The organism is Saccharibacillus sp. CPCC 101409 (assembly GCF_030518235.1).
Taxonomy (GTDB): Bacteria; Bacillota; Bacilli; order Paenibacillales; family Paenibacillaceae; genus Saccharibacillus.
Window position 1 is genome coordinate 228,329 of the sequence record NZ_JAULSA010000008.1, and the last position, 21,448, is coordinate 249,776.

At 57.6% G+C, this 21,448-nt stretch carries 17 protein-coding genes; 12 read left to right on the top strand and 5 right to left on the bottom strand.

Annotated elements, in window-relative coordinates:
* Positions 1-26 precede the first annotated feature (26 nt).
* Positions 27-455, bottom strand: coding sequence for a MarR family winged helix-turn-helix transcriptional regulator (locus QWJ34_RS17940; RefSeq protein ID WP_302729932.1), 429 nt, complete (start codon positions 453-455; stop codon positions 27-29).
* Positions 456-711: 256 nt separating this feature from the next.
* Here QWJ34_RS17940 and QWJ34_RS17945 point away from each other — a divergent pair, with 256 nt between their 5' ends.
* The 5 genes from QWJ34_RS17945 to QWJ34_RS17965 all read left to right on the top strand — a co-directional run bounded on the left by QWJ34_RS17945 (position 712) and on the right by QWJ34_RS17965 (position 3,305).
* Positions 712-1,053 carry a DUF4870 domain-containing protein gene (locus QWJ34_RS17945; protein WP_302729933.1) on the top strand — a complete coding sequence of 114 codons (342 nt, stop codon included), beginning with the start codon at positions 712-714 and terminating at the stop codon, positions 1,051-1,053.
* Between the two features lie 91 nt (positions 1,054-1,144).
* On the top strand, positions 1,145-1,399 hold the full coding sequence (locus QWJ34_RS17950) for a DUF6953 family protein (RefSeq protein ID WP_483314286.1): 255 nt from the start codon (positions 1,145-1,147) through the stop codon (positions 1,397-1,399).
* 497 nt (positions 1,400-1,896) lie between these two features.
* Entirely contained in the window at positions 1,897-2,520 is a 624-nt protein-coding gene (locus QWJ34_RS17955; RefSeq protein ID WP_368046811.1) for an FAD-dependent oxidoreductase, read from the top strand.
* A gap of 57 nt (positions 2,521-2,577) precedes the next feature.
* Positions 2,578-2,910, top strand: coding sequence for an ArsR/SmtB family transcription factor (locus tag QWJ34_RS17960; protein WP_483314287.1), 333 nt, complete (start codon positions 2,578-2,580; stop codon positions 2,908-2,910).
* Complete coding sequence (locus tag QWJ34_RS17965; RefSeq protein WP_302729935.1) at positions 2,907-3,305, top strand: SRPBCC family protein; 399 nt, start codon at positions 2,907-2,909, stop codon at positions 3,303-3,305. Before QWJ34_RS17960 ends, QWJ34_RS17965 begins: the two co-directional genes overlap by 4 nt.
* Before the next feature lie 342 nt (positions 3,306-3,647).
* Here QWJ34_RS17965 and QWJ34_RS17970 read toward each other — a convergent pair whose 3' ends face one another.
* Positions 3,648-5,237: an ATP-binding protein gene (locus tag QWJ34_RS17970; protein WP_302729936.1), complete on the bottom strand. Its 1,590-nt coding sequence runs from the start codon at positions 5,235-5,237 to the stop codon at positions 3,648-3,650.
* Positions 5,238-5,603: 366 nt separating this feature from the next.
* On the opposite strand from QWJ34_RS17970, the gene QWJ34_RS17975 reads away from it, so the two are divergent.
* The gene (locus QWJ34_RS17975; RefSeq protein ID WP_302729937.1) at positions 5,604-8,414 is read left to right on the top strand and encodes a YhgE/Pip domain-containing protein; all 2,811 of its coding nucleotides are present in this window, start codon (positions 5,604-5,606) and stop codon (positions 8,412-8,414) included.
* 134 nt (positions 8,415-8,548) lie between these two features.
* Positions 8,549-9,103, top strand: coding sequence for a TetR/AcrR family transcriptional regulator (locus QWJ34_RS17980; RefSeq protein ID WP_302729938.1), 555 nt, complete (start codon positions 8,549-8,551; stop codon positions 9,101-9,103).
* A gap of 31 nt (positions 9,104-9,134) precedes the next feature.
* Here the strand turns inward: QWJ34_RS17980 and QWJ34_RS17985 are convergent, their stop codons facing one another.
* From QWJ34_RS17985 to QWJ34_RS17995, 3 genes are all read right to left on the bottom strand, one after another.
* Positions 9,135-10,667 (bottom strand): HD domain-containing phosphohydrolase, encoded by a 1,533-nt coding sequence (locus QWJ34_RS17985; RefSeq protein ID WP_302729940.1) that lies wholly within the window; start codon positions 10,665-10,667, stop codon positions 9,135-9,137.
* Positions 10,668-10,860: 193 nt separating this feature from the next.
* Entirely contained in the window at positions 10,861-11,298 is a 438-nt protein-coding gene (locus QWJ34_RS17990; protein ID WP_302729942.1) for a MarR family winged helix-turn-helix transcriptional regulator, read from the bottom strand.
* 979 nt (positions 11,299-12,277) lie between these two features.
* Positions 12,278-12,979 (bottom strand): hypothetical protein, encoded by a 702-nt coding sequence (locus QWJ34_RS17995; RefSeq protein ID WP_302729943.1) that lies wholly within the window; start codon positions 12,977-12,979, stop codon positions 12,278-12,280.
* Positions 12,980-13,189: 210 nt separating this feature from the next.
* On the opposite strand from QWJ34_RS17995, the gene QWJ34_RS18000 reads away from it, so the two are divergent.
* The 5 genes from QWJ34_RS18000 to bshB2 all read left to right on the top strand — a co-directional run bounded on the left by QWJ34_RS18000 (position 13,190) and on the right by bshB2 (position 21,206).
* A complete protein-coding gene (locus QWJ34_RS18000; RefSeq protein WP_302729945.1) occupies positions 13,190-14,431 on the top strand; it encodes a DUF445 domain-containing protein in 1,242 nt (413 codons plus the stop codon).
* Positions 14,432-14,720: 289 nt separating this feature from the next.
* The gene (locus QWJ34_RS18005) at positions 14,721-17,396 is read left to right on the top strand and encodes a stalk domain-containing protein (protein WP_302729946.1); all 2,676 of its coding nucleotides are present in this window, start codon (positions 14,721-14,723) and stop codon (positions 17,394-17,396) included.
* Between the two features lie 349 nt (positions 17,397-17,745).
* Positions 17,746-19,650, top strand: coding sequence for a methyl-accepting chemotaxis protein (locus QWJ34_RS18010; RefSeq protein WP_302729947.1), 1,905 nt, complete (start codon positions 17,746-17,748; stop codon positions 19,648-19,650).
* A 419-nt stretch (positions 19,651-20,069) separates the two neighbouring features.
* Positions 20,070-20,414 (top strand): YojF family protein, encoded by a 345-nt coding sequence (locus QWJ34_RS18015; protein ID WP_302729948.1) that lies wholly within the window; start codon positions 20,070-20,072, stop codon positions 20,412-20,414.
* A 123-nt stretch (positions 20,415-20,537) separates the two neighbouring features.
* Complete coding sequence (bshB2, locus tag QWJ34_RS18020; RefSeq protein ID WP_302729949.1) at positions 20,538-21,206, top strand: bacillithiol biosynthesis deacetylase BshB2; 669 nt, start codon at positions 20,538-20,540, stop codon at positions 21,204-21,206.
* The last annotated feature ends 242 nt before the right edge of the window (positions 21,207-21,448 follow it).

A 21,448-nucleotide genomic window follows, 5' to 3' on the forward strand; every position in this document is an offset into this window, starting at 1 on the left:
TGTATGGTTGTAAAAGGTCGAACGTATTAAAGAGACTCGGCGTTGCTTTGCAGCCGCTCCAGCATGTCGGCGAGCTGTTTGCGTTCTTCCGGGCCGAAACCGTCCAGAAGCTGCTCGACCAGACGGGACTTCTCCTGGATATAGCCGTCGATATGCTCGCGGCCCTGCTGCGTCAGGCGTACCAGCGTAACCCGATTGTCTTCGGGACTGCTGCGCCGGCTGACGAATCCGCGGCTCTCAAGCTGCTTGAGATGCCGGGTTACGGCCGCGCCGTCGATACCGAGCAGCTTCTGGAGCGACGTCTGGCCGATCTCTTCGGCGGCGAACAGTTCCTGCATCAGGCGGAAGCGCGAAGCGCTGATTCCCGCGCAGCCGCTAAAAGCGGACCCGAGCCGATTGTTCAGCAGTTGAAGGCGTTCAAGGACACAATAGTCTTCCCGATTGGATTCAATCATCCGTACAGCTCCTTTCCGCTCTATATCGTTGATCCCTCAATCATTGACCCGTCAATCATTGACCCCTCAACGAATATAAACTACTTTTTTCTAAAAAACAAGTATCTATCGAAAATTAAGCGAGAAAATTTGAAACGCAGATATTAAAAATGCGTATATCCGCTTATAATCAGGGCAAACGGCAAACGAAATCATCCGCTCCCAGACCCGCACACCGTTGAATCCGCAAACCCCCAAATCGAGAGGAGAAATTCACATGCAAGATCCAAACCGGAATCCGGGTTACCCGCAGGGCGATCCGCAGGACGTCGAAGCGAACAAAACGATCGCCGCGCTGTCTTACATTTTGTTCTTCCTGCCGCTGCTGGCCGCGCGCGATTCGCGCTTTGCCATGTACCATGCCAACCAGGGCCTGCTGCTTCTGCTGGTGCTCGTTGCCGGCAACTTCGTGCTCAGCCTGATTCCGTTCATCGGCTGGATTCTGCTTCCGCTGTTTAACCTGGCCGGCTTCGTTTATGTGATCCTGGGCGTGCTCAACGCGGCCGGAGGACGGGTTCAGCCGCTGCCGCTGATGCCGAATATCGAAATTCTGAAGTAAGCCCGGAATAAAGCGCCGGGATCGGGTATAGTAAAAAGAAAACCCGGACGCGCGGCGCAACGATCCGCGGGCGTCGGCAGGAGGAGTCAACGTGAGCGAAGAACAGGGCGCGGAAACGACCGCGAAGCAGGTAGCGGAGTGGATGGTCCAGGAGATCCGGTTCCGCGGCATTTTGAGACAGGAAGAAGCGATCGACTATGTGCGAACCCACTTCGGCGAACAATTCGTATTCGTCAACGAGAACGGCAACGCTTCGCTGGAAAAAGAAGTGAAGAAAGAGTTCCGCAAACTGCACCGCGGACGGATTGCCTGGGATCGGGACGGGTTTATGTGGGGATGGACGTGAAACGAAGAAGCCGCCGGATGGTTCCGGCGGCTTTTGGTTGTTCGGGAATTTCGGGATAAAAGGCAAGGGCGCCGGGAGTTTTCGTTTCGGTCGCGTGTTGAAACCAGGAAGTTTGATTAGATTTCAGTGGAATCTTCCCGGTTTCAAAGGCGAACGCCAGGTCTCCTACACGAAATCTCCCTCTGCCCAAGCAACTTTTTCCAAGCTGAAATTCGATAACAACAAAGCCGCCGGAAACGGGCGGCTTTTCTTTTTTTAGAGAAAGAAGAAGGGCGGGGAGCGCAAGAGAAACCAAAAATATCGGTTAGAGGAGAAAATCCGGGTTGACCGGACACCTTTTGGTGTCTTATAATGAAAAGGACACTAAAAGGTGTCTTATAGTGGGCGAATCCAGGGACGAAGGGAGATGGAAAATGAGTTTTCTCACGGATAACTTAATCCCTATTTTCAAAAAAAGAGAATTGGCGTTCAGGGAAAGGTACAGGGAAGCGGAAGATGTGTATACGTTTGTGTTCGACAAAGACAAGGACTTGAGCTGGAAAGCGGGGCAGTACGGTTTGTTCAGCATTAAGCATAAAAAGATCAAAAAAGGCACGAAGCCGTTCAGTCTTTCTTCCGCTCCGGCGGAGGATGCGGTCAGGATCACGACGAAGATCGCGGGGGAGCCGAGCGAGTTCAAGCAGGCGCTGCTGGAGATGGAGCGGGGCACCAAGATCGGGATGAGCGGTCCGCTCGGGCCTTTTTATCTCAAAGACCGCGGCCCGGCGCTGTTTGTGGCGGGAGGAATGGGAATTACGCCGTTTCGGTCGATCATCAAACAGCTGCATCTGACGGGAACCGGCGCGGGCATGTCGGTGCGTCTTCTTTATCTGGACGGCGAAAAGTCGTATATTTATCGAAGCGAACTCGGCGAGAAGGCCGGCGATTCCCCGATCAGCGTAAGCTATCTGGCATCGAGGGACGAGCTGTACGGGGAGATCGACGAGTATGCCGCGCTGCACGAAGACGGGAAATATTTTGTCGCGGGGCCCAGGTCCCTGGTAGACGCCGTTTCCGTTTATTTGCAGACGAAAAAGGTGCCCAAACGAAATATCGCGAAGGATGCTTTTTTCGGGTACTGAGCGTCGATCGGCAGGCCTTTGGAACGGCGAGGAAAGAAACGGAGTTATCGAGAGAGTATGGTGGATGAACACAACCGTTTGCGAGACGTATTCGACGCGATTGCCGATCCTACGAGGCGGCGGCTGATCCGCCTGCTGGCGGAATCCGCGGAGGTACCGCTGCACGAACTGACCTCGCAGTTTGAGATGGGCCGGACGGCCGTGTCCAAACATCTGACCGTGCTGAAAGAAGCGGGACTGGTGCTGGACCGGAAAGTCGGCAGGGAAACGCGGTTTCGGCTGAACGCCGCTCCGCTGAAAGAAATCGAAGATTGGGTCGGCTTTTACCGCCGGTACTGGAATGCGAATATGGCCCGTTTGGGCCGATTGTTGGAGGAGGAAGAAGAATGAGCCTTGCATTGACCATGGATTTTCAGTTTAAAACGACGCTTGAGAAAGCCTGGGACGCCCTGACCGATTCGGACAAGCTGGCGAAGTGGATCACGGATAACGATTTTAAACCGGAGGTGGGGCACCGCTTCCGGTTCCGCCATCAGCCTTCCGAATACTGGGACGGCCTTGTGGACGGCGAAGTGTTGGTCGTCGAAGCGCCGAACCGGCTGTCGTATTCCTGGGCGACCGGCGACGAGCGGCATACGGTGACCTGGACGCTCGAAGACCTGGGAGACGGCAGCGTAAACCTCCATCTCGACCAGACCGGCTTCACCAACGTCCAGGGTCTCGAAGGCGCCAGATACGGCTGGAGCGGCTGGTTTGAAAAGTTCGAACAGGCTCTGGAAGCCTAAACCTAAAGGCGTCCGCGCTCTGCAAGGAATTATTGGCGGAGCCTTTATCGCGCAGCCGGTATTTTCAATTCAAAAGACATTAAAAGACCGCCGGGTTTCGGCGGTCTCACGTGTCGTGAAAGTCTGATTTTGAGCAAAATAAAAGAGCGGAGGGAGAAATTCAGTGAAGGAGCGATAGCGTTCGCCTTTGAAATCGAGAAAATTCCACTTTAATTTAATCTTTTTTCTCGATTTCAACACGCGACCGGAACGAATTTCTCCCGCAGCGCTTAAGCTTCTCTTGCGAATAGGACTTTCTCTACACTCTGACCGCCGAATTTCGGCGGTCTTTTAATCGTCCACTCACATCGTCCGAAAGCGCACATAGAAAGCTGTGCCTTCCGTGCCGGTGGATAGGTCGATGGAAGCGCCGTGTTTGTTGGCGATGCTGAAACAGATCGCCAGGCCCAGGCCCGAGCCGTTTTCCTTGGTCGTATAGAACGGCTTCCAGATCTGCTCCACCACTTCGGCCTGAATGCCGGGACCGTTGTCTTCGATCACGAGCACCGCGCGGCCTTCCTGCATATACGTCTTGATCTGAATCCAGCCGTTATCGCCGGTCGCTTCGAACGCGTTGCGCACCAGGTTGAGGATGAGCTGTGTGATCTGTTTGCTGTCCACTTCGATCGAATCCACCGCCGTCAGATGCGTGGTGATGATCTTGCCGGTGACGGAAGCGTCCGCTTCGAGCAGCGGCTGGATTTTGCGGATCAGGTCGTTCAGGTTCTCGCGCTTGAGCTGCACCATATGGTCTTTGGCGAGCGACAGGAATTCCGTGATGATCTGGTTGGCGCGGTCGAGTTCCTCGATCATGACCTGGAGATAAGCCGGTTCGAGCGTGTTCTTGCCCTGCATCAGCATTAATTGAAGGAACCCGCGTACGGTCGTCATCGGATTGCGCACTTCGTGCCCGATCCCGGCGGCGACTTCCCCGACCAGATGCAGTTGGGACAGACGCTGAAGCTCGTGTTCGTACTGCTTGTGCTCGGTCAGATCGCTGATCATGGTCAGCAGCAGCAGTTCGCCGTTGAAGTCCAGGCGCACGGTGCGCAGAATACAGATTTTTTCCTCGCCGGCTTCGTTCGTAAACGTGACTTCCCGGCTGATGCCTTCGGGCGCGGTCGTTTTCTCGTCGGGCTCGGGGATTTGCAGCATCAGCTCGTTGCGGCGGATCAGCTCGTCGTAGCGGGTATCGAGATCGCGCCGCGTAATGCCGAGCAGGATCAGGAACGCGTCGTTGGCTTCGATCAGCTCGTGTTCGTCCACCGTCGTAATCAGCATCGGGTGGGGACTGGCGGCGAAAATTGCGGCGAACCGGTTCTCGGAAGAAGACAGGAACCGGTTCGTTTCGGACAGCATGTTGTTCTGCCGGCTCAGCTCTTCGATCGCGCCGATGCGTTTGAACGCGTGCACGAGATGCTGCGCCACCAGATGCAGCATCTCAAGCTCCGCCGGTCCGAACCGGTCCGCCTGGCGCGAACCGAATCCCAGGGCGAAAGGACGTTCCGTCTCGATCGTCATCGGGAAACAGGCGTAACGCCGAAGGCCCATCTGCCGCAGGATACGTCCGTTGAAATCGGTCGTCTCCTGCACTTTTTCGCAAATATAAGGCTGCTGCGACGCAATCACCGTTCCGCAGATGGTCTGTCCCTGGTCGAGCGACAGCAGCGCCGCGGCTTCATCTTCCGTTACGCCCCTGTGGTGGATCAGCTGGAGACGGTAAGGAAAGCGTTCCTCGACCCAATAGTTCAATAAAAGATCCAGGCTGAAATGCTTGCTCAGGCAGTCGAAAACGTCCGACAGGAGCTGCGCGGGGGTCTCGCTCGACAGCATGGCGGGCATCAGCTCGGTCAGTACCTCGTATTTAAGCCCAAGATCGGTCTGCGGATTCAACGGGTTTCACCTCATTAAATAGTCATTCTTAACAATATACCAATTATACCATTCGTTAGGGAGGAAGAGTAGGGATGAAAAAGCAGACTTCCATAAAATAAAAACATAAAAATCAAGAAAGAGATTTTAATGTAAAAAAGATTCTACATGAAACGCCTAACGATTTCGATAATGAAACAGAGGAGGACGAAAGAAAAAGCTTGAAAATATTTTGAAAAAGGCTGAAAAACCGGTTGTGTTCATCGGCGAGTGTGATATAATTCTCTTCAGTACCGAATGACCGAAATGTTTTTCTGGTCAGTTCGGGTCGCTTGGTCGACATACAGAGGGAAATCAAGGCAAAAGGAAAGGAGCAATGACCCGGCGATGTTGAAATCGGAATGGTTGAATATTTTGAAGCACCGCATGACGATGCTGACCGTGATCGCGATGCTGTTGGTCCCCGGGCTGTACGGCCTGTTTTTTCTGTCGGCTTACTGGAATCCATACGGCCACACGGACCGTTTGTCCGTTGCCGTCGTCAATCTGGACGAAGGCACGAAATACGAGGGCAAGCAGCTCGACGTCGGCAAGGATTTTGTCGACGGGCTGAAGGATAACGATTCTTTCAAGTGGGTCCAGGCCGATCGTCAAGGCGCCATGGCCGGCTTGAAGGACGGAGACTACATTATGGTGATCGAGCTTCCGGAGAATTTCTCCGAGAACGCTTCGACCCTGTTGAACGCCGATCCGAAGAAAATGGATCTCAAGTATTACACGAATGCCGGCATGGGCTATTCGTCGGCGCAGATCGCCAAGTCGGCGATCAAGGAAGTCAACGAGGAGATCGCCGAGCAGGTCACCAAAGAATACGCGACTACGGTATTCGACAGCCTGAGCGAGCTGGTCGACGGATTGAAAGACGCCGACGACGGCGCGAAGAAGCTCGACGACGGCGCTTCCGACCTGTCGGACGGCTCGCAGAAGCTGACCGACAACCTCAAGAAGCTGGCGGAAAGCAGCGTATCCTTCCAGGACGGAGTCGGCGATCTGAAAAGCGGCGCCGGCACGCTGAGCACCGGCATCGCGAGCGCGGCCGCAGGCGCGGTTACGCTGAACGACGGAGTCGGAAGCCTCTCCGCAGGCGCGCAGAAGCTGAGCGGAGGCATCGGCACGCTGTCGTCGGGCGCGACGAAGCTCGATGACGGACTGGGCACGTTGTCCACGGGCGCCAAGAAGCTCGATAACGGACTGGGCACTTTGTCTTCCGGCGCGAAGAAGCTCGACGACGGGCTCGGCACGCTGTCGACCGGCGCGTCCAGCCTGCAAAGCGGAGCGGAGAAGCTCGATACCGGATTGACGCAGCTCAAGAGCGGAGCGGATACGCTGCAGGGCGGTTCGCAGAAGCTGGAAAGCGGCGCGGAGCAGTTGAACCGGGGGCTCGGCCAATCGAGCGCCGGTCTCCAGCAGCTTCAAGAGCAGCTCGGTCCGTTTGCAAGCGGTTTGGACCAGCTCAACACGGCTGTGCAGGGATTGGGCTCGCAGGCTTCGGCCGCGGCTGGGCAGCTGGGCGCGGCGCAGGAGCAGCTTGAATCCAAAGCGGCCGCGATCAAGAAGCAGCAGGAAGCGATGGCCGCTTACATTCAGGGCAGCTCCACGATTCCGGATGCCGATAAGCAGCAGCTGCTGGGCATGATGGCGGCGGCCGCTTCCGGTTCGGGCGACGCATCGCCGTCCGGCGGAGATTCGTCGTCGCAGATCCAGCAGTCGCTCGGACAGCTGGATCAACTGGCTTCGAGCGTCGGCCAATTGAACGACGGCGCGAAGAAGATCCAATCCGCGGTCGGCCAGCTGGCCGACGGTCAGCAGCAGCTCGCCCAGGGTTCTTCGGACCTGCTGGACGGACAGAAGCAGCTGACAAGCGGACTCGGCACCTTGTCCGAGAAGATCGGCGAAGCCGAAGCCGGCTCGAAGCAGCTGGCGGCCGGAGCGGGCAGCCTGGTCGACGGAGCCGGCCGGCTCAAGACCGGAGCGGGCAGTCTGGTCGACGGAGCCGGCCAGCTCAAGACCGGGGCGGACAGCCTGGTCAGCGGAGCCGGCCAGCTCAAGACCGGGGCGGACAGCCTGGTCAGCGGAGCCGGCCAGCTCAAGACCGGGGCGGACAGCCTGGTCAGCGGAGCCGGCCAGCTCAAGACCGGGGCGGACAGCCTGGTCAGCGGAGCCGGCCAGCTCAAGACCGGAGCGGACAGCCTGGCCGACGGCACGGGCCGTTTGCAAACGGGCTCGCAAAGCCTCGTGAGCGGACTCGGCCAGCTCAAGAGCGGCGGAGGCCAGCTGGTCAGCGGCCTGAGCAAGCTCGGCGGCGCGACGGACGAACTGAAAGACGGAGCTGATCAGCTCGCCGACGGTTCGGTTACGCTGAACAACGGCATCGGCGATCTGAAAGACGGCACGAACGAGCTGTACACTTCGCTCAGTGACGGCGTCAAGGAAGCGGGCGACGTCAGCTCGGACGACAAAACGTACGATATGTTCGCGCAGCCGACCGAACTCCAGCACGAAGACGTGCACGATATCACCGATTACGGCGAAGGCCTGGCGCCTTACATGATGACGATCGCCCTGTTCGCGGGCGCGCTCATGTTCTCGTCGGTCTACCCGCTCAAAACGCCGCAAATCCGGCCGAGATCCGGCTGGAGCTGGTTCCTGAGCAAATTCAGCATCATCCTGTTCATGGCGGTGCTGCAATCGGCGATTCTGGACGCGGTGCTGATCGGAATCGTGGGTCTGCAGGTCCAGAGCGTCTGGCACTTCTACGCGATTACGTTCGTGCTCAGCCTGACGTTCCTGTCGCTGTTGTTCCTGCTATTCGCGGCGCTGGGCAAAGTCGGACAGTTTATCGCGTTCCTGATCCTGCTGGCGCAGATCGGCGGCAGCGCGGGCACGTTCCCGAAAGTGCTGACGCCGGCGTTCTTCCAGGATATCAACCCTTATCTGCCGGCGACTTACGGTATCCGCGCGCTGCGCGAAGCGATCTCGCTCGGCAACGATTACGGATACTTCTGGACGCAGCTTGCGCATGTGGGACTGTTCGGCGTCGTGTTCCTGGCGCTCACGGTAATCGTGTTTATCGTCAGCAACAAACGCGTCAAAGACGGCAAGGAAGAGCCGCAGAACGCCGCTCCCGCAACCGTGTAAGCTCGTATTTCAAACAGCAAAAGAACAATTTCAGCTTCCCGCGGACGAATGCCTTTCGGTTTCGGACGCCGCGGGGAGCTTCTCTTTTTTTATGCGCTTTTTCAAATCAGGCGGCGGGGAAAGGAGTAATCGGCATGGAAAACAAAAAACGGCGCATTCTGGAAGCGGCCATGCTTTGTTTCGAGCGCTTCGGATTCCGGGGAACGACGATCGGGAGCGTAGCGAAAACGGCGGGAATGAGCAAAAGCGGGATCTACGATTGTTTTGAAAACAAAGAAGCGCTGCTGCAGGAGATCGTGCGGGGCATTCTCGGCGAACTGGTGGAGGAGACCGAACGGGCGGTGCGGGCGGGCCGTCCGCTGCGCGACGATATCGAAACGACGTTCGACGCCGTGATCGCGCTGCGCGGCCGCCATCGCCTTCTGGTGGGCATCTATCGCGAGGCGCGGGTATTCGGCACGCAGGGCGTGGTGGATATGCGAAAAACCCTCGAAGAGGGCGTGGTGAGCTATATCGAAGGGCTGGTGCGGCGTCACGAGGAGCGTGGCGAACAGTTTCGCCTGCCGGCGCGGGTAATCGCTTTTCTGGTCTACCGCGTGTATTTGCAGCTGATTTACGATTGGGAAGATCTGTACGAGCCGCTGCCTCCGGAACAAATCAAAGCCGCGCTGAAGTCGTTCGCCCTGTGAAAATGAACGGGCGTAAACGGTTCGCGCGGCTTCAGGCTTCGGCTTTGTACGTATAGGCGAGCGGAGCGGCTTCTTCTTTTTCCTGATAAAAAGCATTGATAAAAAGCTGGGCGTAGTACGGGTCCCACTGGGTGCCTTTGCCGTCCGAAATAATCGAGATCGCTTTCTCCAGCGGCATGCCGCTCCGGTACGGGCGATCCGAGGTCATGGCGTCGAATGCGTCGGCCACCGCGATAATCCGGCCGAATACCGGAATATCCTTCCCCGCCAGCCCGTCGGGATAGCCGCGTCCGTCGTAGCGTTCGTGGTGGGAACGCACGCCCGGCAGCAGCGGAGCCATCATCTCGGCCGGTTCGACTCTTTTGAGAATCTCTTCGCCGAGGATGGAGTGCTTCTTGATCTGTTCGAATTCTTCGTCCGTCAGCCGTCCGTCTTTGAGCAGCACGCTGTCGCGGACGCCGATCTTCCCGATATCGTGCAGCAGCGCCGTTTTGTTGAGCAGGTCCAGTTCTTTGTCGGAAAGTCCGGCTTCGCGGCCGATCAGCAGCGAATATTCGGAAACGCGCTGCGAGTGGCCGGCCGTATACGTATCCCGGGCGTCCAGCGCCGCGGCGAGCGTCGAGAAATAACTTTGCAGCAGCTGTTCGTTGACGCGCTCGCGCTGGGACAATCCCTGCACCATATGGTTGAAGCCGGAGACGAGCCGCGAAAATTCATCCGAGTACAGATCGGAAGCGCGCACGTCGAGGTCGCCCGTTTGGACGGCGCGCAGCGCTTTTTCCAGATTGCCGATCGGCTGGCGCACGCTGCGGCTCAAGAGCCACGCTCCGAGCGACGAGAAAAAGACGCCGAACACGAGAATGAGCGACGCCCACTTCCAGTAATCTTCGATCAGCGGCGAATGCGTGACCGTCAGCCGGATCTGCGTCGCGAGCACGAAGAAGAACAGCGGAAACGTGCCGATGGAGAAAGCGCTGAGCTGAAACTTGCGCTGCGTCGATACGATCACCCGGCCGTCGAGCGAGACGCGGATACCGTATTCCCGGCTGCCCATTTCGCTCACGTGCTGGAGCAGCGGGCGGATTGCCTGGTCGGTCAGAAAATATTCGACGAGCGCGTGCATCCCGGCGACCAGAATAGCGCCGGAGCAGGCGATGCCGATATAGGAAACGGGCAGATCGATCCAGCCCCGATGAATAAACAGCAGCGATAACGCGACGGCCGGAATGGACAATCCGAGCAGATGCGGCCCCATGATGCGCAGGACCGACAAAGCGGGCAGCCGGTGAATCTGCACGTAAGCGTCGCGGATCTGGTCCGGCGACGGCCGTTCGGCGAGAAACAGGGCGCGGATCGGTTTGACCTGGCGGCTGAACGTCAGCAGTTCAAGCGAGACCATGAAGAGGAACGAAACGAGCAGCACGACAAAGATGCGGTCGAATCTCCCGATCGTCAGCTGGAGCGCCGACGAGATAACGGCTCCGCCCACGCACAGGACCGCCAGCACCGACCCGACGATATAATTGCGGACGAGCCGGCGTAAGAACTGCCGGTATTCGTTCATTTCAAGTTCCTCATTTCCGTAAGACATTGATCTGCGGGCGCAATGGGCGATCCGCAAGACATTGATCCACTTTTGTTATCGGCCGGATCGGGAATGATTGTTACAGCGGACCGGTTTCGCGGAAGCGGGCGAGGAGGGAAAACGGAAAGAAAGCCGGCCCGGGAGCGGCGGAAGAAAAAGGGCCGGACGGGAATCAGCGATAGTTTTCGACGCTGGCCATCAGGGCGCGGATCGATTCGTTCAACTGGCCGATCTGCTTCGGATCGAGTCCGCTCGATTCCAGCATCGCGGCGGGGATGCAGGCGGCGCGGTCCTGAAGCTCCCGGCCTTTTTCGGTAATGCGCACGGTGACGATGCGTTCGTCTTCCTGCGAGCGGCTGCGCTCCAGCAGGCCGGACGTTTCCATCCGTTTAAGCATCGGGGTCAGCGTGCCGGAATCGAGGCTGAGCAGCTGGCTGAGCTCTTTGATGCTGCTCTCCTGCTGGTCCCAGAGTACAAGCAGTACGAGATACTGCGGATATGTGAGGTTAAGCTCGTCGAGCAAAGGCCGGTACATGCGGAAAATAGCCCGCGAACAGGCATACAGCGAGAAGCAAAGATGAGAATCCAGGTTGTAACGCGATTCTTCCATGTCAGAGTACGGCTCCTTTCGGGTATAGGGAATATTCAATAGCATTTTATATTTTGTGCAACAAAATTGCAATAAATTATCAAGAAAAAAAGTAAATCAAGTTCATGTACTGCTATATTTCGGTAAAGTTCGACAAAAAATGAATGGTGGAGGGGAAAGCTGTCTTCTGGGAGGCCGATAAATGGATCGGGAAAGTCTGAAGTGCGGGAAAAGGCAGGGGAACGGCGGGAGAATTCCATTAGCATAAGCTTCCGAATCAGGCAGGTTCGAGTGGAATGAAAGATCGGGGAAAGGACTGGAGAAACAAAGCGAGCGGCAAGACGAATCTAAAATAGCTGCGTATATGCCCTTATTCAGGCTTGATCTTACGTTTTCGAGAAAATAACTGCGCTCATACAATTATTCCGAGCTTTTCCGCTTGGATTCGGCCTTTGGCACCCGAATAATTGCACCTGCGCCGCTATTTGAAGAAACCGAAGATTTTCGCCCCAAATAAGTGTACCTGTGCCGCTATTTTCTGTTTGGAACCCTAGGGCGTGTCTTCAAACCTGCCAATGTGCACCTTTTGCCCCCTTTTCGTTCTCCAATGAACCGTACCTCAAGCGTGTACGCTTCATTACCTAAAGCGCGTACGCTTCATTCAAAGGCAGCGTCACGTTCCCTTGACGTGCCCCGGCACGCCTTCGGAAAAGTTCCTTGCATCGAACGAAAATTCGGCCAAATCTGCTTCCATCGAGGTTTGAAGACACGCCTTACTCGGCTTTCTACACAGCCTGTGACGTTCTTCGAAAGTCTTTAACTCCTTCATGGAAACTCCGCCTCGGCTCTTCATGCCTTTTCCGGGGGAGGACTTCCCCGATACATCAAAAGCGGCCTCGCTGGGAAGGCCGCTGTCTTGCGGGGAGGTCAAAGACGATTGGCAGCTTGTCGAGATAGCGGCTATACAGTACTTAAAATAAATGAAGCAGGGTCGGTCGATTCAATCGACGGAAGGGGCCTGGTTGCGGCCTTGCCAGCCTTTGACGCGGCTGTGCAGGTATTCGAAATCGCCGCGGAGGCGTTCGCGGACGGATTCTTCCTGTTCGAACGAGTCGCGGTTGGCGCGTTCGCGGAGTTCGGCGCGGACTTTCTCGCGGATCGAATCGTTCGGCGTTACGGCGTGCAGCGGGCCGAGTTTTTCTTCCCAGCCGGCCAGGATCTCGTCGGCGTTCATGACTTCGTAGGCGACGAGGGCGGCGTCTTTGCGCACGGCGGCGCTGGCGCCGAGCGAATTCAGCCGGCTGCTCAGGCTGATCTCGCTGTGTTCGCGCACCAGCGCGAGCAGCGCCCACTCGTTGTCGTTGAGCTTGGCCGCGATCGCTTCGAGGATGCCGGATTCTTCGACGATCCGGTTGGCGTTCAGGTCGGCGTCCAGCAGGGCTCCGGCGTAACCGCCGATGATCCGGCCGATCGGGCCGGCGACCACTCTTACGACGGAATCGATCAGGTCGTACGTCAGATGGCCGGTGTCGTCTCCGGTAAACCGGATATCTTGCTCGGGTACGATCTCGCCGGAGAGCCTGCGCAGCACCGCGGCCTGCAGCACCGAGTATTCGTCCGTCACCGGACGTTCCCTGAACCTTTCCACCACCGCGTCCAGCGGCTCCTGCTGCTTGAATGTGATGAATACGATATTGTCCATTTGGCTTCCCACCCTTTCGTCCGTCCCGGTCATGCCGGATTGCCGGACTTTTATACTTACACTATAAAGTCATTTTTTGCGTTTCAATCATGGACTGTACTAAAATAGACAGGAGTCCGCAGGACCCGGATAGCGGCGGAAATCAAGGGATTTATCCCGGTAAAAAGACAATCCGGAAAAAGAATGCCCAATCCGGCGAGGAGGATTGTAATGGGGTCGAAAAATTTGGCGGGAATCTCGCTGATTATTATGGCGGCGGGCTTTGTGGCCTGTCTGTTCCTGCCCGAGAATACGTGGACGTTTATTCTGGTCGGCGGTTTTGAAGCCGGTCTGGTCGGCGGTCTAGCCGACTGGTTTGCGGTAACGGCGCTGTTTCGCCATCCGCTCGGGATTCCGATCCCGCATACGTCGCTGCTGCTGAAAAACAAAGAGCGGATCGTCTCGTCTCTGGTCTCGGCGATGGAGAACGAACTGCTCAACAAAGACAGCATCACGCGGCAGCTTCGCAAGCTCAATCTGGTGCGGGGAGCGGCTTCCATGCTGACGCGCACGATGGCCCGCAAGCGGACCCGGCAGCAGGTGCTGGATTATACGGCGGAACTGATCGCCAAGCTGCCGCTGGAAAAAGCGATCGAACCGGTGCGCGAAGCCGCGGCGAATTACGTCCGCGGAGCCGACGCGGCCGGGCTGGCGGATCGCGCGCTGACCAAAGTGCTGAACGACGGCTACGAAGTGCAGCTGTTCGATTACGCGCTGGGCGAAGCCAAGAAATGGGTCGAGCGCCCGGAAACCAAAGATACGATGGGCGTGCTGGCGCTGGAACAGCTGTCGAGCGCCAAAGTCGGCGGTTTCACCGGCTTTGCGTTCCAGGCGTTTGCCGGCATGGTCAATGAAGACAAGCTCGGCACCATGATCCAAACGATGCTGCGCGCCGGCATCGACTCGCTGCTCGATCCTTACGGCGAGCAGCGGCTGGCGATCCTGCGCGAAGTGCGCGTCAAGCTGTTCGAAGCGGCCGGCGACGAAGAAAAGCTGGAGTATGTGCGCGGCCAGGTGCTGGAAGTGCTGTACGAAGAAAGCACCACGGCGTTTATCCGCGAGAACCTGGAGCGTCTTCGCGAATTCGCCCTGGCGAAAACGGCGGAGGAGCGCGGGCGGGGCGGCAGGCTCGTGTTCCGGTTGTACGCGGCGGTCGTGCGCGGCCTGGCCGCCGAACCCGGACGGGTCGAAGGCTGGGAAGAGCAGGTGCGCGGCGCGGTCGTGCAGTTGGCCGAGAACAACCATTACCGGATCGGCAAGCTGGTGCGGGACAATGTGGACCGGATGGACGACAACCAGCTGGTGGAGATGCTGGAAGAAAAAATAGGCCAGGATATCCAGTGGATCCGGGTAAACGGAGCGGTGTGCGGCTTCGTCGTCGGCATCGTTTTGTCGCTGATCCGATTGATTTAATCGGCATTTTCACAAAAAAGTCGGGAATAAATTTCGACACGGAGTGCCAAGCCCGGCGGACATGCGCAAACGCGCGCCCGCCGGGCTTTTTAGCGAGCTTTCGAGCAAATCGAAAACGGTATTTTTAAGCGCGAAATAAAGGGATTATCTTGTTTTTTTGGCGTGGGAGGCAACTTTTACGAGTGTTTAAGCGTCAAAGAATCAGGGGAAATGATACAGAGACCGCACTTGCTTACATGAAGATGACTCAATCATTTCAACAGACCTGAAAGGGAAGGGAGAATGAACGATGAACAAGAAAATTAGTGCAGCTGTACTTGCGGGAGCGCTGTTGGTATCCGGGGGGATTCAACACTCTGCCAGTGCCGCAACCACCAACATTAAAGTATTTATCGACGGCGTCCAACTGAAAACGGCCCAGCCGCCGATCCTCCAGGGCAACCGCGCGCTTGCGCCTCTGCGCAGCATTTTCGAAGCGCTCGACGCCGACGTAAACTGGAACCAGAAAGCGAAGACCGTTACCGCCAAACGCGGCGGCGACACCATCTCGCTGAAGATCGGTTCGAAAACGGCTACCGTCAACGGCTCGACCGTGACGCTGGACGTGCCGGCATCCGTGGTCAAAGGCAGCACGGTCGTGCCGCTGCGCTTTATCAGCGAATCGCTCGGCCAGGACGTGAAATGGGATAAAGCCAATCTGAGCGTGTTGATTACGACTACGCCGGATCTGGTGGCTCCGACTTCCGTATCGGCGCGCAACCTCGGCCAATACGGCGACGGACGCGACCTCCAGGTTGCTTTCAACAAAGCTCCGGACGAAGCTTACGTGCAGCAGTACCGCGTATTCGTGGTGAAGTCCGAAAAAGCTTCTTCGTTCACTTCCGCCGCGGCAACTCAGGCTTCCAAAGCCAACAATTACACAGCCGCGCTGCCTACGGGTTCCAACCAGACGTTGAGCCTGTCGGCGCAGGCCAAAGATACGGACGGCGAAACGCTGAAATCCGGACAAGCTTACCAGGTATACGTGATGGCGGTAGGCAACGAATTCGCAAGCAACCAGGTTGTGCTGTCTACCGGTTCGTCGGCCGTTACGCTGAGCGGCGGATCGATTCCAAGCTCCGTGAGAGCAACCGACACGGGCGACAGCGGAGACGGACGCGACCTGACGGTTACGTTCAACAAAGCTTCGGACGAATCGAAGATTTCCGGCTACCGCGTTCTGGTCGTGAAGACCAGCGAAGCGGGTTCGTTTAATCTGTCGGCGGCCAACGCCGTAACGGATCAGAACGCGACGACGGTTGCCAAAGGCGCGGCTTCCCCCAGCGTAACGCTGACTGCGCAGTCCCGCGATACGTCCGGCAACCCGATCCAAAACGGCGTGCCGTATACGGTCTTCGTTCTGGGCGTGGACGCTTCGGGCATCGCATCCAACAACACGCTGTCGTCCGCTTCGGCTTCCGTAACCCTGAACACCGCGGGTTCGGACGTGTCGGCGACTAACGTGGCGGCGAGCGACATCAGCGACTACGGCGATGCTCGCGATCTGCGCGTAACGTTCAACAAAGCGGCAAACGAAGCGAATATCAGCCAGTACCGCGTAGTGGTGGTCAAAGATACGAAAGCTTCGAGCTTCAATATCAATTCGGCCAACGCGCTGAGCAGCGCCAACTACACGACGGTCAGCAAGACCGGCTCCAACCTGACGCAAACGCTGAACGCGGCGACTCGCGACAGCGACGGCGACGCCATCCGCAACGGCACGGCATACCGCGTATTCGTCCTGACGGTGGGCTCCGGCACATCGAGCAGCACGAACGTGCTGTCGTCCGCTTCCCAGGTCGTTACGCTGGGCGGCAACAACGTGGGCACGCCTTCGACTCCGGTGCTTAGCGATTCCGGCAATGCGGGCGACGGACGCGACCTGCAGGTAACGTTCAGCCGCGCTTCGGATGAAAGCAGCGTATCCGAGTACCGCGTGCTGATCGTAAAATCCGGCAGCGCGGGCAACTTCAACCTGGCATCGGCGATCAGCGTACCGTCGGCCAACTATACGCCGCTGTCCAAAACGGGCGGCAACCAGAGCATCTTCCTGAACGCCAACAGCCGCGACGTGAACGGCGAGCCGATCCGCGACGGCGTCGCTTACCGCGCATTCGTGCTGGCGGTAGGATCGAACGCTTCGAACGGCAACGCCAACTATGCGCTGTCCGGCGTATCGAACACGGTAACGCTGTCGACCAATAATTCGACTTCGCCGACTGTGACTAACGTAACGGCTGATGTAAACAGTTCGACAGGCAATGCGAGCGACGTTACCGTAACGTTCTCCCGTCCTTCGAACGAAGATTCCGTGAGCGGATACCGCATTCTGGCCGTGCCGGCCAGCCAGGCAGGATCGTTCACGCTGTCGAATGCCAATGCGACATCGAACTATACGACGGTCTCCAAGAACGGAACAGGACAGATTCGTCAGACTCTTAGCGCCAACAGTCAAGATGTAAACGGAAATACGATCGCAAACAACGGCACCAGCTACCGCTTCTTCGTCCTGACCGTATCGAACAACGGCGCCAACACGCTGTCGGGAAGCTCGAACGAAGTCTCGCTGAGAGAAGCTTCCGTTCAACCGGCGACCAACGTCAACGCTTCGGGCAACGGTCAAACGGCGACGGTAAGCTTCAGCAGACCGACGAACGATGCCAACATCGCTTCGTACCGCGTAGTGCTGGTTCCGAGTTCGCAGGCTTCCAACTTCACGGTAGCCAATGCGCAGCAGAGCGCGTACTCCAAAACTTGGAACGGAAGCAATGTAACGTTCGCCGTGAACAGCGACAGAGACGCTTACGGCAACGCGCTTCAAGCCAACACGCCGTACCGCGCATTCGTGCTTTCGGTAGCCAACGGCAATCAGGCGACAGGCAATGCGCTGTCCGACGCTTCGAACGAAATCTACCTCACGAACTAAGAGATAGAAACGCGAAGCGGATACGCTTAACAAATCTCGGCCGAGGAACGGTTTTTGAAACTTTTCCCGCCGCGTATTCGATCGAAAATGTAATTCTGTTGGAAGAAGCTTCCGGCCAAGCGCCGGAAGCTTCTTTTTGTTTACAGGCAGAGGACTTGCAAAACGCGGCGGGTAAGTCAGAAGATTATTTTTCATCGAAATTGCTTTAAAAATTAAAAAATATTCCTCATGTGAGGTTTTTATCCTAAATATTTGTTGAAACAAAGAGGCTATTCGCCTAAACTTATCACAAAGCAAGAGGTGCACCCCTCTTCGGCGGTACAGTTCAGAATTGAGAGGCGAGGTCGATTTGAAAAGTTTACTTTTGAAGATCATGCTTGTATTTTCCGCGTTGATTGTCGTATCGGAGGCCGTTCTCGGCTATAGTTTGTATCACTCTTCGTCGAAACTCCTGGTCCAGTCGGTAGGCAAACAGGCGCAGAGCATTGCGGACTACGCCGTCGGCGAGATCGATCCCGAAGCCTATGCGAAAGTGACGCCGGAGAGCGGGGTGACCGCTTATTACTTCCAGGTACGCAAAAGGCTGAACGAACTGCGCGAAGCCAATCACCTGAAATACCTGTATACGATGAATATGCGCGAAAGCGGTGGCAAAAAAGAATACTTTTATGCGATCGACGGAGCGCCCACGACCGCCAAAGGCGACGAATTGTCGCAGCTCGGCCAGGTGGAGTCCAGTGTGGACCCCGAGCTGGAAGCGGCGTTCGCTGCGGGAGAGACGCGGATCGGCAGTCTGACCACGGATGACGATTACGGATCGACGCTGACCACGTACGTGCCGATCAAGGACGAATCGGGCAAGCTGCTCGGTGTGCTGGGCGCGGACTTCGACGCCACGTCGATTCGGGAGCAGATGGACCATAACCGCAACCAGGCATTCCTTGTCGGGGGCGTCGTGCTGCTTCTTTCCCTGGTTGTGCTGTACTTCATGTCGCGGATGATCGTGGCTCCGCTGCTGAAGCTGACGCGCGAAATGCGCGGCGTCGAAGCCGGCGATCTGACTTCGCGGATTGCGGGAACGCGCAAAGACGAGATCGGACGGTTGTCGAACGCTTTCCAATCGATGCTCGATACGATGAGCGGGATGATTCTGGGCGTGCGCTCCGGCACGCGCAATACGCGCCGTTCGGCCGAAGCGCTGTCGGAAAGCGCCGAAGCGTGGGCGGCCGCCAGCGGACAAATGGCGGAGCATCTCGGCGAGGCGGGAGAGCGGGTGCGCGAGCAGGCGCGCCTGAGCGAAGAAAACGCGCGGGCGCTGGGCGAAGTCAGCGGAGGCATTCAGCATATCGCGAATGCGCTGACCGTCGTGGCGGGCGCCGCCCAGGATGCGTCGGAGACCGCGAAGAGCGGCGGCGAATATGTGCGCGGAGCGCTGAAGCGGATGCAGTCGGTACAAGCTTCCTCCGGCGATACGCGGGAGCGCGTGGAGCGGCTGAATCAGCACTCCAGCCGGATCGGCGACCTGGTCGGCGAGATTCAGGCGATTTCGTCGCAGACGAACCTGCTGGCGCTTAACGCTTCGATCGAAGCGGCGAGAGCCGGCGAGCACGGGCGCGGCTTCGCGGTCGTGGCGGACGAAGTGCGCAAGCTGGCCGAACAGACGGCAAGGTCCGCTTCGGACGTGGCTTCGATCGTAACGGGCATTGTGACCGAGACCGGAGAAGCGGTCGAAGGCGTGCGCAGCCAGGCGCGCGAGATCGACGAAGCGGCCGGCGTGGTCAAGCGTACCGGCGATTCGTTCAGCGGCATCCTATCGTCCGTCGAGCGGATCGCGGAGCAGCTGCAGGAAGTGTCGGCCGTTTCCGAGCAAACGGCGGCCGGAGCGCAGCAGGCAACGGCCTCGGCGGCGCTGATGGAACAGGTTTCGCAGCGGACGTCGCTGCACTTTGGCGGAATCGAACGATCGTCCGAAGGCCAACTGACGGCGATCGATCATATGAAGAATTCCGCCGCCGAGCTGGAAAGCATGTCGGCCGAGCTGGAACGGATGATCGGCAGATTCCGGGTGGGGGAAGCGGCGGTTTCCGCGGCGATCATCGCGGAAGAACCGGTTCCGGCGCGCGCCGAAAGTTCGCCGGCGGCGCTGTCCGCGGATTCCGATTTCGTGATCGAAGCGGTGACTTTTGCCGAAAGCGAAGAAGCGGCGGAGGCGTTCGTGCCGGAAAACGAGCGGAGTTTCGAAAAGAAAATATAAGGACGAGGCTGCGTCCAAACCGGTCCAAATGACTGCGGATGCGGTAAACCGGGCGGCCCGAAAAAAATACAAGATAGGGCGCCGCAGGCGCCGAAGCTCCGGAAACGGAGCTTCTTTTTATGCCGCGCCGACCCGCTTGAGAGCATCCGTACGGCCTCCGCGAGTCTGCCGCCGAAGCCGCTTCGTTGTCGCCGCCTGCATCCTGTACTATAATGAGAAGTACTTTTTGCAAATACTAGGGCGTGTGCGCAAACTCCGAAGGACGCAGATTTAGCTGAATTTTCGTTCTCAGCAAGGAACTTTTTCGAAGGCGTGCCGGGGCACGTCAAGGGAAAGTGACGCCGAGGAGGGCGAAAAGGCAGCTAAATCTGCACGTCGCTGAGTTTGCGTACACGGCCTAAACCGAAGGGAAGACTCCGATGCTGCCTATTCAACCGCAAGCCGTCCAGGAACTGCTGGATAAGCTGAAAGACCAGGAACTGTACCTGCATCTTGAGCTCACCAACGGCGCTTATACGTTCGATCGCGACCGTTCCAAGCTCGTCGCTTCGAACCTGATCCGCAATGTCAAAGTCAGCTACTCGCACGGCTCGATCTCCGGGAACGGACCTTACCGCGTGGGCTTGAAAATGCCGGAAGGCTGGATCTATGCCGAAGGATTGACGCACTACGAAGAAAGCGAGACGGAACACGCCATTCTGGCCGGCAACGACCGCGACGGCAAACTTGTCGTCAGCCTGATGCTGAGCCCCGAGCCGTTCTGATGCCGCCGCGGCTTCGCGCCGCGTGAAAGGCGGCAGTATTCTCGTTCAGGTCTGTCTGTTTTGCATCCATCCCCCGAATAAAGGACGGCTTCAAGCCGTCCACGGAAAGGAGCGGGTATTCCCGTGGAACGCCATGTTTTGATTGTATTTCCCCATCCGGACGACGAGTCCTTTACCGTTTCCGGCACCGCCGCTTACCATTTGCATAACGGAACGCCCGTCACTTACGCCTGCCTGACCATGGGCCAGCTCGGACGCAACCTGGGCAACCCGCCGTTTGCGAACCGCGTGACGCTGCCGACGATCCGCCGCGCCGAACTGGAAGCTTCCTGCGCGGCGATCGGAATCACCGATCTGCGCACGCTGGGCTTTCACGATAAAATGATCGAATTCGAAGACCGCGAGCTGCTCGACGGCAGGCTGCGCGAACTGATCGAAGAACTGAATCCTTCGCTGATTCTGACTTTTCATCCGCAGTACAGCGTGCATCCGGACCACGACGCCTGCGGCGAAGCCGTCGTGCGCGTCGTCGAAGCGATGAAGCCGAAAGACCGGCCGAAAGTGCATGTCGTCGCTTTCGCCAAAGGCCACGAGCGCGCGCTAGGTCCGGCCGACGTGCATGTGGACATCACGCTGTACCTGGAGCAGAAAGTCGGCTCGATCAAAGCGCACAAGTCGCAGTTCCATACCGATCCCGTGTTCGAAGGCCGCTCCCTCCAGGACCCTCTGCTGCGCGAGCGCTTCGCGGACGAGAAGTTCTGGACGTACAAGTTCGACCCGCATCCGAAATAGTTTATCAAGCCTTCGGGCATCGGCTCTATCAAAAATAGAGCTTTTCAAAAAAGAAAGGGATTTCTCTTAACTGAGAAATCCCTTCAGGGCGTCGAGAAAGCCGGATAGGACACCAAACGGAAAATAGCGGCACAGGTACACTTATTTGGGGCGAAACCTTTCGATTTCTTCAAATAGCAACGCAGGTGCAGCTATTCGGGAGCCAAAAGCCGAATCGAAGCGGAAAAGCACGAAATAAGTGT